The 14246-nt window shown below is 38.2% G+C and carries 14 protein-coding genes; 11 read left to right on the top strand and 3 right to left on the bottom strand.

The genetic code is table 11. The features are described from left to right. Window positions 1-220 precede the first annotated feature (220 nt). Window positions 221-1015: an HAD-IIA family hydrolase gene (locus tag MHH51_RS17400; protein WP_339282656.1), complete on the top strand. Its 795-nt coding sequence runs from the start codon at window positions 221-223 to the stop codon at window positions 1013-1015. Window positions 1016-1089: 74 nt separating this feature from the next. Here the strand turns inward: MHH51_RS17400 and MHH51_RS17395 are convergent, their stop codons facing one another. The 3 genes from MHH51_RS17395 to MHH51_RS17385 form a co-directional block, all read right to left on the bottom strand. Next, window positions 1090-1632, bottom strand: a complete 543-nt coding sequence (locus MHH51_RS17395; RefSeq protein WP_147210262.1) for a shikimate kinase — start codon at window positions 1630-1632, stop codon at window positions 1090-1092. A gap of 36 nt (window positions 1633-1668) precedes the next feature. Further along, a complete protein-coding gene (locus MHH51_RS17390) occupies window positions 1669-2049 on the bottom strand; it encodes a ribonuclease HI family protein (protein ID WP_339286317.1) in 381 nt (126 codons plus the stop codon). Window positions 2050-2159: 110 nt separating this feature from the next. Further along, complete coding sequence (locus MHH51_RS17385; protein ID WP_156984881.1) at window positions 2160-2687, bottom strand: FixH family protein; 528 nt, start codon at window positions 2685-2687, stop codon at window positions 2160-2162. A gap of 148 nt (window positions 2688-2835) precedes the next feature. Here MHH51_RS17385 and MHH51_RS17380 point away from each other — a divergent pair, with 148 nt between their 5' ends. The 10 genes from MHH51_RS17380 (at window position 2836) to MHH51_RS17335 (ending at window position 14229) form a co-directional block, all read left to right on the top strand. Further along, window positions 2836-3720: a fumarylacetoacetate hydrolase family protein gene (locus tag MHH51_RS17380; RefSeq protein ID WP_147210265.1), complete on the top strand. Its 885-nt coding sequence runs from the start codon at window positions 2836-2838 to the stop codon at window positions 3718-3720. Between the two features lie 78 nt (window positions 3721-3798). After that, on the top strand, window positions 3799-5082 hold the full coding sequence (gene rpoN / locus MHH51_RS17375; RefSeq protein WP_339282652.1) for an RNA polymerase factor sigma-54: 1284 nt from the start codon (window positions 3799-3801) through the stop codon (window positions 5080-5082). Between the two features lie 4 nt (window positions 5083-5086). Further along, complete coding sequence (locus MHH51_RS17370) at window positions 5087-5314, top strand: glutaredoxin family protein (protein ID WP_339282650.1); 228 nt, start codon at window positions 5087-5089, stop codon at window positions 5312-5314. Window positions 5315-5608: 294 nt separating this feature from the next. Then, window positions 5609-6628, top strand: coding sequence for a sugar-binding domain-containing protein (locus MHH51_RS17365; RefSeq protein WP_339282648.1), 1020 nt, complete (start codon window positions 5609-5611; stop codon window positions 6626-6628). Between the two features lie 49 nt (window positions 6629-6677). After that, window positions 6678-7685: a type I glyceraldehyde-3-phosphate dehydrogenase gene (gene gap / locus MHH51_RS17360; protein ID WP_147210269.1), complete on the top strand. Its 1008-nt coding sequence runs from the start codon at window positions 6678-6680 to the stop codon at window positions 7683-7685. A 511-nt stretch (window positions 7686-8196) separates the two neighbouring features. Next, on the top strand, window positions 8197-9378 hold the full coding sequence (locus MHH51_RS17355) for a phosphoglycerate kinase (RefSeq protein WP_339282646.1): 1182 nt from the start codon (window positions 8197-8199) through the stop codon (window positions 9376-9378). Window positions 9379-9401: 23 nt separating this feature from the next. Next, entirely contained in the window at window positions 9402-10157 is a 756-nt protein-coding gene (tpiA, locus tag MHH51_RS17350) for a triose-phosphate isomerase (RefSeq protein ID WP_147210271.1), read from the top strand. Next, window positions 10154-11692 carry a 2,3-bisphosphoglycerate-independent phosphoglycerate mutase gene (gene gpmI / locus MHH51_RS17345; RefSeq protein WP_156984878.1) on the top strand — a complete coding sequence of 513 codons (1539 nt, stop codon included), beginning with the start codon at window positions 10154-10156 and terminating at the stop codon, window positions 11690-11692. Before tpiA ends, gpmI begins: the two co-directional genes overlap by 4 nt. Window positions 11693-11975: 283 nt before the next feature. Further along, entirely contained in the window at window positions 11976-13265 is a 1290-nt protein-coding gene (gene eno, locus MHH51_RS17340) for a phosphopyruvate hydratase (RefSeq protein ID WP_147210273.1), read from the top strand. Between the two features lie 343 nt (window positions 13266-13608). Continuing rightward, window positions 13609-14229, top strand: a complete 621-nt coding sequence (locus MHH51_RS17335) for a DUF624 domain-containing protein (RefSeq protein ID WP_156984876.1) — start codon at window positions 13609-13611, stop codon at window positions 14227-14229. The last annotated feature ends 17 nt before the right edge of the window (window positions 14230-14246 follow it).

Below are 14246 nucleotides of genomic sequence, written 5' to 3'. Positions count from 1 at the left end.
GAAAAGGCATTATACAATTTTTATTTTACTGAATATTCAGTTATATAATTGTTTATGAGTCAGAGAGAATAATAGACATATACAGGTTGTGAAAGCGCCTCTCTCTTCATAAAAAGATAATAAGAGCTTGTTCCTGAAGTTCTTATTGCCTGAAGCTTTACAGATTGGCGATGGTAATAAATACACCAAGCAATTATAAAACAACAAGGAGGACAACAGGGTGAAACGGGGATACATTTTTGATTTAGACGGTACGATTTATTTAGAAGAGAAAATTATTGAAGGGGCAAGCGAGACGATTAAGGCTTTACGTGAAAGAGGAGATGAAGTTGTTTTTCTGACAAATAAGTCGATTGAAACAACAGAGACCTATGTAAACAAATTAAATAAACTTGGAGTTGAAGTAACAAATGAAAATGTCATTAATTCTAATATACTGACAGCCAGATATTTAAAATCTCAATTACAGCAAACAGAAAAGGTCATGGTTATTGGAGAACAGCCATTAATTAATGAAATAAAAAAACAGGGTATTGAAGTATCTGATAATCCGGAAGAAGTAAAATATGTTGTGCTGGGCTGGGATAGAAAATTCAGTTATGATAAATTAAATCGTGCTTTTCAGGCATGGAGGAATGGGGCAGTCGTGGTAGCTACTAATCCGGATCGCACTTGTCCAATGCGCGGAGGCCAAATACCAGATTGCGGGGCAATGATTGGAGCAATGGAAGGAGCAACCGGAGAAAAAATAGAAATTATACTTGGCAAGCCTTCTTTATTAGCAGCTAAATTTATTGTAGAAGATATTTTAAAACTGCCGTCAGAAAGATGTTTTATGGTAGGGGATAGATTGGAAACAGATGTGAAAATGGGAAATGATTATGGTATGAATTCTATTTTGGTTTTGACAGGTATAACAGATAAATGCATGGTGGAAACGACACCTTATAAGCCTCATTACACATTGAACAGTGTGAAGGATATCTTAAACATGAAAACAGATGCAGTTGTCTGATTAAAGCAAAAAAGCATATCTACTAAGGTTAACTACTTACCTGTAAATAGATATGCTTTTTCTTGATTTTCCAATCAAGCATAAAGCTCCCAGGCTAATTTTAAAGAATCTACGATATAATCAGCTACTTCTTCTACTTCCTGGTCATCTGTTAATACACGTGAATGATGCTGCTCATAAATTGGCTGCCGATCATCAAAAAGCTGTTTAATTTCATCCATATTTTTTCCTTGCAAAACAGGGCGGCTGTCTATCAGTAACCCAATCCGGTCCTTCCATTTGTCCCAGGTTAAGTCGAGGAAGAAAATAGTAGTGGTTGCAAGACAGATATCCTGAATTTCTTTTTGTAGAAATGCCCCGCCGCCTAAGGAAATTACCTTTAATTTTTTATGGCACATTTCAGAAATGATCTCTTTTTCGTGCTGGCGAAAGACAGCTTCCCCATACTTAGCAAAAATATCTTTTGGAGGCATCTGGAATCTGCGTTCAATTACTTCATCAATATCGATAAAGTCACGATATAACTTTTGAGCAACCGCCTGACCAATCGTTGTTTTTCCAACCCCCATAAAACCGATTAATACAATACTTTGTTCTTTTAACGGTATTTTATTCATTTTTATTTCCTCCCGTACCCTGTGTATATATAAGCATTATTGCTGATAGATTGCTGCTCTTGCTAATTGATCTGCTTTGCCGTTTTCTTTTTCAGGTATCCATTTGATAAATAAAAAAGGAAATTCTGCTGCTTCAGACTGTATAACTTCAAGTAAAGGAAGAAATTGTTTGTTCTTTGTTCGGCCTTTATCAATTACTTCTGCTGCTACTTTAGAGTCTGTCCGGAAAGATAGGATTTCTCCAGGAAAATTTGCTTTGCAGATTTTTAATGCTTCTATAATGGCATGAAATTCAGCTTCATGATTTGGCATATAAGGTAAAGGAACTGCATATTCCAGTTTCTTTTCTCCTGATTTTATATAAATACCGGCGCCGCTTTTTTCAGTGTTCACGTTTGTGGCTCCATCGGTATACACTTGAATCAAAGCATATCACCTCATTTAAGCTTCCATTTCTACGTACATAGTATAACGAATTTTAGATCAGAAAGGAATACATGTCAGCTCTGTCTGTTTATAAAACTGTTTTACTCATCTTCATCATCGTCATGCCCTTGGTGCTCACCATGCTCATCTCCATCATCACCATGTTCATGATGCTCGTGGTCCATTTCGTCATGGGCATCTTCTTCAGATGGTTCTGCATCGCCGGCAATAACCGTTTCTAAAGGCATGATATGCATTTCTCTTGCTGTTGTATGTGCATACATTTCATAGACAGCTTCCTCTTCAAAGGTAAAGCTTGCAGTATATGTACCGTTCTCCTGATGGACTCCCTCTAATTTAACACTGTCATCAGCATGGCCTTGTGTCCATACCTCAAATAAAACCTCATGTGCATCTTCAACAGGCTCATCCTCAAAGCTGACATGCGCTGTTAAATCAATTGTTTCCCCAACTTCAACATGCTCTGGTACATCAAAATCTACTTCCAGGACAGATAATTCCTGTGAATCCGTATCATCATCCTTTTCTGCTGTATCCGCTTCATTATTGGAGCAGGCAACTAATACAGTTATAAGAGCAATCAGGATAAAGAATATTTTTTTCTTCATTTATATAGCTCCTTTCTTCAACTTTTTTTAGTATAATCAACACCTAGTATAGCATGACTAATGAGTCGTTTGATTGAATAAATTATGACATATTTTATTTTCCTTCCTACAGTAACTCTACTATAATAAGGGAAAGGGAGGAATACATATGAAATTAGTAGCTTATCGGAAAGAACAAGGTGAAAAATATCGTACAGGTGTTTTAACAGATTCGGAATCAATTGCAGACGTGGAAACGTTGTCCAAGCAAGCTGGTAAAGAAAAGCTTCCGGCTGACCCGGTTGATTTTTATGCACGTGCGGCAGAGCATGTGGAAGAGCTGCAGAAAATTTTAAATGAAGAAGCAGAGCATGAAACTATTTCACTTCAGGATGTTCATCTGGGAATGCCGCTTGGAAAAGCAAAAAAAGTGATTTGTGTCGGTAAGAATTATCAGGAGCATGTTCATGAAATGAAATCGGATATTCCTGATTTCCCGGTTCTATTTGCTAAATTTGATAATGCTATTATTGGCCCGGAGGATGATATTCATTATCCATCAATTACTGAAAAATTAGATTATGAAGTTGAATTAACACTGGTTATTGGAAAAACAGCTTCAAAGGTTAAAAAAGAAGATGCTTTTGATTATATTGCCGGATACACACTTGCAAATGATACATCTGCGCGTGATTTACAAAAAAGGACACCACAATGGCTGCAAGGAAAAACACTTGATCATACTACACCTGTAGGTCCGTGGGTTGTGACGAAGGACGAGATAGACAATCCTCACGCATTAAATGTTCGTTCCTTTGTTAATGGGGAGGAACGTCAATCATCAAATACAGAGCACCTTATATTTGATATCCCCTTTTTAATAAACTTTATTTCAGAAATTATGACACTTGAACCGGGAGATATTATTTTAACAGGAACTCCACACGGTGTCGGTTTAGCTATGGAGCCGTCCGGACTGCTTCAGGGAGGGGACCATGTGAAATTAGAGATAGAAGGAATAGGTGTTATGGAAAATCAGGTGAAAAAAGTATAATATCATTTTATTAAAAGTCTGGTATTAGAGGTATTTCCTAAATACAATATTTCCTAAGAATCGCACGGAGGTCAAAGCATGCAGCAGAGTTTAGTGTTAAAGCAGGCATTATCCTGGAAAATGAATCAATCACTTCATCAATCCATTGAGATTCTGCAGCTTTCCGGTATTGAATTATATGATTATGTACAGAAGATTGCTGAAGAAAATCCTTTGATTGAGGATATTCGTCCAATTGATCAACAGGTGCTCTCGCAGTTTCACGGTGATTCGAATGCCTTTGAAAATATGAATGCCTCGAAAAAAAATATGTACGAGCAATTAAAAGAAAATGTGTACATGCTGTCCATTTCAGAGGAAATAATAAAAGAAGCTGTTTTATTTGGCATTGATTCTTTAAATGAGAACGGGTACCTGGATATAACACTGGAGGATTGGGCAGAGCAGTGCCAATTATCTATGGAAAAAATACAGCAGGCACTTTCTTATCTGCAATCGCTTGATCCGCCTGGAATAGGAGCAAGAAATTTACAAGAGTGTATCCATTTGCAGCTGAAAGAAATGGACAGTGATTATTGCTTTTTAGAGGATCTTTTTGAAAATAATCTTGTTCTGATTGCAGAGGAAGATATTCAAGGCTTAGCTGAAATATATGCTATCACGGAAGATGAGGCAGATAGATTAATTACTAATATGAAGCTTTGCCATCCGAATCCGGGTAAATTATTAGAAGATGAAGAGGTAGAGTATATTATTCCAGAAGCGGTGGTTTTTAAGGAAGATGATGAATGGCGGTTGTCTTTCTTCCACTGGTCAAGCCCGCAAATTCAAATTCGTGAGGATATATTACTGGCTGATATGCCAAAAGATGGAGCAGATTTTTTAAAAGAAAAGAAAAAGGAGTTAGAGATGCTGGATCAGGCCATTCAATACCGCGGGAAAACCTTAGAACAGGTTTTGCGTATTATTGTAAATAAACAGTTACCTTTTTTTGAAGAAGGTATAACAGCATTGAAACCTTTGACTCTCCAGGAAATTGCAGATATTTTGGATCTCCATGTCTCGACCATCAGCCGCACCATCAGTCATAAATATTTACAAACTGATTTCGGTATTCTTCGGGTAAAGTATTTATTGCAGCGTGAAGCCCGAAAAGGAGAAGGAGTTGCCCGCGTGGTCGTGAAGCAGTATGTACAGGAGATTATAGCTGATGAAGACCAGGCCCGGCCGCTCTCTGACGAAAAAATTCGCAGGAAACTGGAAGAGCTGTATCAAGTATATGTAGCAAGAAGAACAGTGATGAAATACAGAGAAGAATTGGGTATTCAATCTTCCTCAAAGCGGAAAAGGAGAACGGACTGAGAAAATGATTCAATTCTATACTAAGAATAATTGCCCTTTATGTGACGAAGCAAAAGCATTATTAGATATGCTGAATACGAATAATATTCTAATAGAAGAAATAGATATTTATCAATCGGAGGTTTTATTAGAAAAGTATCAATTAATGATTCCTGTGATAGCATACAAAGAAAAAGAAGTATACGGAAATGAAATAAATATAGAAAATATCAGCAGACTGCTGTCTGAATAAGAAAGAGATTCTCTAAAAGTTGATTTTTGGAGAATCTCTTTCTATATTGCATAAAAAAACAGTTTTAAATAAGTTTCTGTGTTTAACTTCACATGCAATGGGAATAGATAAAGTGTATGCATTTTAATGAAGAAATTAGGGGGTATAAAATGCTTCTTACTTTTGTATAAAATAGCAGCTGTTTTAAGACTTTTTCTTTGCTTTTGATAGGATGTATGTTATAATACAATTGATTCGGGACGTAGAACTACCACCTGGGACGCTTTTAATCCCGAACAGAGGAGAATGGTTAAAATGGATTCCATCATGGCCCTACAGAGAAAAATCGTACCTGAATTGGTTAGTTTGATGCAGGAAAGGTATACGTTATTACAGCATGTACATTTGCATCAGCCAATTGGCAGACGAGCATTAGCGGAAAGTACAAATTTAACAGAGCGGCATGTTCGCGGGGAGATTGATTTTCTTCATGGACAAGGGTTAGTCGAGGTTACTTCGAAGGGTATGTTTATTACCAATGAGGGAAAAGTAGTCCTGGATCAGTTAGCCGCTTTAATTGGAGATTTGTCCCGGTTAGATAATCTGGAGGATCAGTTAAAACGTACTTTATCGGTTGATAATGTGATTGTAGTTCCTGGTGATAGTGATCATAATCCTCAAATAAAAGCGGAGATGGGGAAAGCAAGTGTTGCCTATCTGCAATCTGTCTTACAAAAAAACAATACAGTTGCTGTGACAGGCGGAAGCACTATCGCTGCAGTAGCCGATGCAATGAAACCATTGCCTGAAGGAACAGATGTATTATTTGTCCCTGCAAGAGGCGGTATTGGTGAAAAGGTTGAGAATCAGGCATCGCGTATTGTTTCAGAAATGGCCAGAAGATCAAATAGTCAATACAGAATGCTTTATGTACCAGATCCGATTAGTGATTCCACATACGAACTGATTATTCAGGAACCCCATGTGATTGATGCATTAGCTGTTATTAAAGCTTCTAACATTGTTTTACATGGAATTGGAGATGCATTGCGTATGGCGGAACGAAGGAAGTCTTCCCAGAAAGTATTGGATTTATTAAAGTCGGAAAATGCAGTTTCAGAAGCCTTTGGTTATTACTTTAATGTCTATGGCGATATTGTTTACAAAGTAAAAACAGTAGGATTGCAGCTGGAGGATATGGATGAATCAAAGCATATTATTACAGTTGCTGGAGGGGCATCGAAGGGAAATGCAATTAACTCTTACTTTAAACAGGGGAAGAGCAATATGTTAATCACCGATCAAGGTGCTGCAGAAAAGATATTAAGAGGATAACCTCTTTATATAAATAAAAATTTCAAGATATTCTTAGGAGGAATTTAATATGGCTGTAAAAGTTGGTATTAATGGCTTTGGAAGAATTGGACGTAACGTATTTCGTCAATCTTTAAAAAATGATGAAGTGGAGATTGTAGCAATCAACGATTTAACAGATGCTAACATGCTTGCACACTTATTGAAATATGACTCAGTTCATGGAAAATTGGAAGAAGAAATCAGTGTAAATGGTTCTAACCTTGTTGTTGACGGGAAAGAAATCACAGTACTGTCTGAACGTGATCCTGCTAACCTTGGATGGGGAGACCTTGGTGTAGAAATCGTTATCGAATCTACTGGTATCTTCACTAAAAAAGCAGATGCTGAAAAACACATTCAAGCAGGAGCTAAAAAAGTAATTATCTCTGCACCAGCTAATGGCGAAGATTTAACAATCGTTATGGGTGTTAATGATGATAAATACGATCCGGCTCAGCACAATGTAGTATCTAATGCTTCTTGTACAACAAACTGCTTAGCACCATTTGCTAAAGTATTAAACGATAACTTTGGCATTAAACGTGGATTAATGACTACAATCCACTCTTATACAAATGATCAGCAAATCCTTGATTTACCGCATAAAGACTATCGTCGTGCGCGTGCAGCTGCTCAAAACATCATCCCTACTTCAACTGGGGCTGCTAAAGCAGTTGGTCTGGTATTACCAGAACTTAACGGTAAATTAAACGGTAACGCAGTACGTGTTCCAACTCCAGATGGTTCATTAACTGACTTAGTTGCTGAACTTGATAAAGAAGTAACTGTTGAAGATGTTAACAATGCAATGAAAGAAGCTGCGCAAGGACCATTAAAAGGAATCCTTGAGTACACGGAAGATCCAATCGTTTCTTCTGATATCGTAGGAAACAATCACTCTTCTATTTTCGATTCTTTATCTACAATCGTAATGGAAGGCAACCTTGTAAAAGTTGTTTCTTGGTATGATAATGAAATGGGTTACTCTTCTCGTTGTGTAGACTTAGCTGTATTCATGGCTAAAAAAGGACTATAAGATAATAAACGACGTTCGTTGTAAGGTAAGCCTCTCCGAACGGTATAAGTAGAGGAGGGAGCAGTTTTCCTCCTCTATTTTCTTTTTATAGGATGTTCAAAAAGCCCATTAAAAATGACGCATCGGGAAAAGGACCTTCTACTAAAAGCGCCCACGTCGTGTGGGCAACGTAGAAGTCACCGCATCCTGTGGAAGTTCGTTAGCTTGTTTCTGCGTTGGGGCTGCGATTACTCGCCCCATTAAAAGAGTTGCTCATGTATTTAAAAACATACATTCCGCTACTCGAAGCTACGCTGCCTTGAACTTTCCACGCACAGGACGTGTTAGTGTCGGCGTTGCAACAAATGTCTTCGATGGGGTGAGTAATCGCAACCCTAGGACGTTGCGATTTTAGCCGACTCGGTCCTTTTAACGGACTTTTTGAACACTTATTTTCACTAGAATTAGTAGTAAAGCAAGATAAAATGGTATAATAACGAGAGTTACATATACCTAATTAGGAGGGATTCCGTTGAACAAAAAAACCATTGCTGATTTACAAGTAGAAGGTAAACGTGTATTTTGCCGGGTAGATTTTAACGTGCCTTTAAAAGACGGCGAAATTACGGACGATACACGTATTCGTGCTGCATTGCCGACAATTCGTGAGTTGACGGATAAAGGAGCAAAACTTATCTTAGCGAGTCACCTTGGACGTCCTAAAGGGACAGTTGTAGAGGAACTTCGCTTAGATCCGGTAGCAAAACGTTTGAGCGATTTAATAAACAAAGAAGTAATTAAGACGGATGAAGTCTACGGTGAAGAAGTTAATAAAGCTATCGACCAATTACAAAATGGCGATATTTTATTAATTGAGAACGTTCGTTTTGAGGCTGGTGAAGAAAAGAATGATCCAGCGTTAGTTGATGCATTTGCACAAATGGCTGATGTATATGTAAATGATGCCTTTGGAGCAGCACACCGTGCCCATGCTTCTACAACAGGTATTGCTACAAAGCTTCCAGCTGCAGCAGGGCTTTTAATGGAAAAAGAAATCGAAGTTCTCGGGAAAGCATTGGAAGATCCGGCGCGTCCATTTACCGCAATTATCGGCGGAGCAAAGGTAAAAGATAAAATCAATGTTATTGATAATCTGCTCGACAAAGTTGATAACTTGATTATTGGCGGCGGATTAGCTTATACATTTATTAAAGCGCAAGGGTATGAAATTGGTAAATCTCTATTAGAGGAAGACAAAATTGATTTAGCGAAAGAGTTTATGCAAAAAGCAGAAGACAAAGGCGTTAATTTTGTTTTACCAGTTGATGCAGTTGTAGCAGATGATTTTTCAGAAGATGCGAATACGAAAATTGTTGATATCGATCAAATTCCTGCTGATTGGGAAGCGTTGGATATCGGAACAAAAACTCGTGAAGCATTTGCTTCAATCATAAAAGATTCTAAATTAGTTATTTGGAATGGGCCAATGGGTGTATTTGAATTAAATGCATTTGCCGGCGGTACAAAAGCAGTTGCTGACGCTGTAGCTGAAACAGAAGGATTCTCTGTTATTGGCGGTGGAGACTCTGCAGCGGCAGTAGAAAAATTCGGTCTGGCAAGTGAAATGAACCATGTATCTACAGGCGGGGGAGCTTCGTTAGAATTTATGGAAGGTAAAGTTCTGCCGGGAGTAGATGCGTTAAACGATAAATAATTAAGAATGGATGAGGTGAGCGCATGCGAAAAGTAGTTATTGCGGGAAACTGGAAAATGAATAAAACACTGGCGGAAGCATCTGATTTTATGGATGCCGTTATTCCAAAAGCTTCAGGTGGGAATACAGAAGCAATTGTTTGTGCACCTTTCGTACATTTACCTGCTCTTGTTGAAAAAGCAAAGGGTTCAAATGTGAAAGTTGCTGCTCAAAACATGCACTTTAAAGAATCTGGAGCTTACACTGGGGAAGTCAGCCCGGTTATGTTAACAGATATAGGCGTAACACATGTTGTTATCGGACACTCTGAACGCCGTGAGTATTTTGCGGAAACAGATGAAACTGTTAATCAAAAAACAAAAGCAGCCTTTGCACATGGCTTAACTCCAATTGTTTGTGTAGGTGAAACACTGGAACAGCGTGAAGCAAACGAAACCATGGATGTTGTTGGCAATCAGGTAAAAAAAGCATTGGCAGGGTTATCTGATGAGCAAGTAACACAAACAATTGTTGCATATGAGCCAATTTGGGCAATTGGAACAGGAAAAACAGCTTCCAGCGAGGATGCAAATGAAGTTTGTGCAAAAACACGTAAAGTAATTGCAGAAATTACTTCTCAAGGCATAGCTGACCAAGTAATTATCCAATATGGCGGCAGCGTAAAGCCTGCTAATATTGATGAACTTCTTGCTCAATCTGATATTGATGGAGCACTTGTCGGCGGCGCAAGCTTAGAACCGGAATCCTTTGTTCAATTAGTGGAGGCAGGTACAAAATGAGTCAAGATAAATTAGCTGCATTAATTATTCTGGATGGCTTTGCTATCCGTGATGAAGTAAAAGGAAATGCAGTCAAGCAGGCAAACACACCAAACTTTGACCGTTATTGGAATGCTTATGCACATAATCAGCTGACTGCTTCCGGTAACGCAGTTGGACTGCCTGAGGGCCAAATGGGTAACTCTGAGGTTGGTCATTTAAATATTGGCGCAGGCCGTGTTGTTTATCAAAGTTTGACACGTGTTAATCTATCTATTGAGGAAGGCGACTTTTTCGAGGTAGATGCACTTGTTGATGCTGTAAAACATGCAAAAGAGAAAGATAAAGCATTACATCTTTTCGGGCTTTTATCTGATGGCGGTGTGCATAGTCATATCAATCATCTATTCGCCTTATTGGAACTGGCAAAGCAGCATGGTTTAGAGAAAGTATATGTTCATGCTTTCCTTGATGGCCGTGATGTAGGTCCACAAACAGCGGGTGAATATCTGAAACAGACTGAAGAAAAAATGAAGGAATTAGGAGTAGGTCAAATTGCGACCGTTTCTGGACGCTACTATTCCATGGACCGCGATAAGCGCTGGGATCGTGTGAAAAAAGCATATGATGCTATGGTTTATGGAGAAGGCCCTTCTTATCACAGTGCTGCTGAAGTAGTAGAAGACAGCTATAAAAACGAAATTTACGATGAATTTGTGATTCCTTCTGTTATTACAGATGAGAATGATAAACCTGTTGCAACTATTGAAGACGAAGATGCTATTATCTTCTATAACTTCCGTCCTGACCGCGCTATTCAGGTTTCAAGAACATTTGCAAACGACGATTTCAGAGATTTCGACCGCGGAGAGAAAGCTCCAAAGAATCTTGAGTTTGTTATGATGACGAACTTCAGTGAAACTGTGGATGGATATGTTGCATATAAACCAATTAACTTGGATAATACGATTGGCGAAGTTTTAGCTCAGAACAACCTGAACCAATTACGTATTGCAGAAACAGAAAAATATCCACATGTCACCTTCTTTATGAGCGGTGGCCGTGAAAAAGAATTTGATGGTGAAAAACGTATTCTTATTGATTCACCAAAAGTAGCAACCTACGATTTGCAACCGGAAATGAGTGCTTATGAAGTAACGGACGCGTTATTAAAAGAACTTGACGGCGGAGAGCAGAATGCGATTATCTTAAACTTTGCCAATCCGGATATGGTAGGTCATTCAGGAATGCTGCAACCGACTATCGATGCGATTGAAGCAGTCGATGAATGTCTTGGTAAAATTGTTGACAAGATTACGGAGTTAGGTGGACATGCTATTATTACAGCTGACCACGGAAACTCTGATGAGGTTATTACATTGGAAGATAAACCAATGACTGCCCATACAACAAACCCTGTTCCCGTTATCGTAACGAAAGATGATATAACATTGCGGGACGGCGGCATTCTTGCTGACTTGGCACCAACATTATTAGATTTACTTGATGTAGAGAAACCGGAAGAAATGACTGGTTCATCCTTGATTAAAAAATAAAAATTTAAAATAAATAGTCAAAAAGATTGGTGGAAATGACCAAGAAGTTTGAGGCAGCGCAGTATTGAGTAGCGGAACGTATGCTTTTAATACGTGAGCAGCTCTTTTAATGGGGGCGAGTAATCGCAGTCCCAGCCCCAACGGAAATGCAAGCTAACGAGCTTTCACAGGATGTGATGACTTCTACGTTGTCCACAGGACGTGGACGTACTTAGTAGAAGTACCTTTTCCTGAAGTGTCATTTTTGACGAACTTTTTGAATTACATTAAAGGAGAGAAAATAATGCCATATATTACTGACGTATACGCAAGAGAAGTATTAGACTCAAGAGGTAACCCGACTGTTGAGGTAGAAATTTTCACTGAATCCGGAGCTTTTGGCTCTGCAATCGTACCAAGCGGTGCTTCTACAGGTGAATATGAAGCTGTAGAATTACGTGATGGCGATAAAAACCGTTACCTTGGTAAAGGTGTTGAAAAAGCGGTAGAAAACGTAAATGAAATCATTGCTCCTGAACTAATCGGTTTAGATGCAACCCGTCAAAATATTATTGATGCTTTAATGATCGATTTAGATGGTACAGAAAACAAAGGAAAATTAGGCGCTAATGCTATCTTAGGCGTATCTATGGCAGCAGCCCGTGCAGCAGCTAACCACTTAGAGGTTCCTTTATACAACTATCTTGGCGGATTCAATGCAAAAACTCTTCCAACACCAATGATGAATATCTTAAATGGTGGAGAGCATGCAGATAACAACGTAGATATTCAAGAATTCATGATTATGCCTGTAGGCGCAGATTCTTTCAAAGAAGCACTACGCACAGGCGCTGAAATCTTCCACTCCCTGAAAAAAGTATTAGGCTCAAAAGGTTATAATACTGCTGTTGGGGACGAAGGCGGATTTGCTCCAAACCTTGGTTCCAATGAAGAAGCTCTTCAAACAATTGTTGAAGCAATTGAAGCTGCCGGTTACAAGCCTGGCGAAGAAGTAAAACTTGCTATGGATGTAGCTGCTTCTGAAATCTACAGCGATGGTAAATACAACCTTAAAGGGGAAGGCGTTGTACGTACTTCTGAAGAAATGGTTGACTGGTACGAAGAAATGATTTCTAAATACCCAATCATCTCTATTGAAGATGGTTTAGATGAAAACGACTGGGACGGCTTCAAATTATTAACAGATCGTCTTGGCGATAAAGTACAGCTTGTAGGTGACGATTTATTTGTTACAAACACTGCAAAACTTTCTAAAGGTATCGAACAGGGTATTGGTAACTCTATCCTTATCAAAGTTAACCAAATCGGTACACTTACAGAAACTTTTGAAGCAATTGAAATGGCGAAACGTGCTGGCTATACAGCTGTTATCTCTCACCGTTCTGGTGAAACAGAAGATACAACAATTGCTGATATTGCAGTTGCCACAAATGCTGGTCAAATCAAAACAGGTGCTCCATCCCGTACAGACCGTGTTGCGAAATACAACCAGTTACTTCGCATTGAAGATGAATTAGCTGGCATGGGCGAGTATGGCGGATTAACTTCTTTCTACAACTTAGCCGATAAATAATATGTAATAAAAATGGAGAAACCTCTGTCTAAGATGAATGATTCATCATAGACAGAGGTTTTTTTAATCAGATACTTTTCTTGTTTTTATCGTAAAAGTATTTCAGTGCAGTGAAAATTTGAAGTGCGGGTAAGGTGATGGATTTCAAAAAAATGTATATTGTAAGGGCAAAATTATATCGAAAGAGCGTAAAATTTGAGCCTACTAAAAGATGGATAAGTATGATATGTTTGTTATACAGAGAGGGTAAGTTGTAATTTTTATTATTTGATAAATAAGAAGATTCGGATGTATCGAACAATTTATTAATGAGAGGCCGATAACATTAAATGGGAGGGGAAATATGTCAGCACTAAGCGGTTTTATTAAGGTTTTTTACGATTTTGGAAATTGGTTATCTAAAATGATTTATTTACAAATACTCTGGCTTATGTTTACTATATTAGGACTTGGTCTTTTTGGGGTTATTCCAGCAACTGTTTCGGTGACTACAGTTATAAGTAAATGGTTCCAGGAAGGATACGATGCGCCTATTTTTCAGGTTTTTCTTCATACATATAAGAAACAATTTTTAAGATCGAATGGGCTGGGAATTGTTCTTCTAGGGATAGGCGTCTTTCTATATATGGATTTGAACATATCTAAACAAGTAATCCAATCTGCGTTTATCCATTCTTTATTATTACTTATCGTTTTACTATATATCGTGGTTCTTTTATATTTCTTTCCTGTATTTTCACGTTATAAATTAAAATACTTTCAATATTTCAAGCAATCCTTCTTCGTTGCATTTGCCCGGCCTTTTGAAACAATTGCTATGCTGTTATGCATTTTATTGCTGTATTATTTATTTATATATCTTCCGGTGCTGACTTTTTTTTTGGGAGCGTCATTGACTATTTTTCCTATTACATGGTTTGCTCATAGAGCTTTTATTCAACTGGAAGAAAAAAAGATGAATTAAAAATAAAAGGAGGCCAG

The sequence above is a fragment of the Oceanobacillus sp. FSL K6-3682 genome, assembly GCF_037976165.1.
In the GTDB taxonomy this organism is placed as follows: domain Bacteria; phylum Bacillota; class Bacilli; order Bacillales; family Amphibacillaceae; genus Oceanobacillus; species Oceanobacillus sojae.
This window is presented reverse-complemented; position numbering and strand designations above follow the sequence as displayed.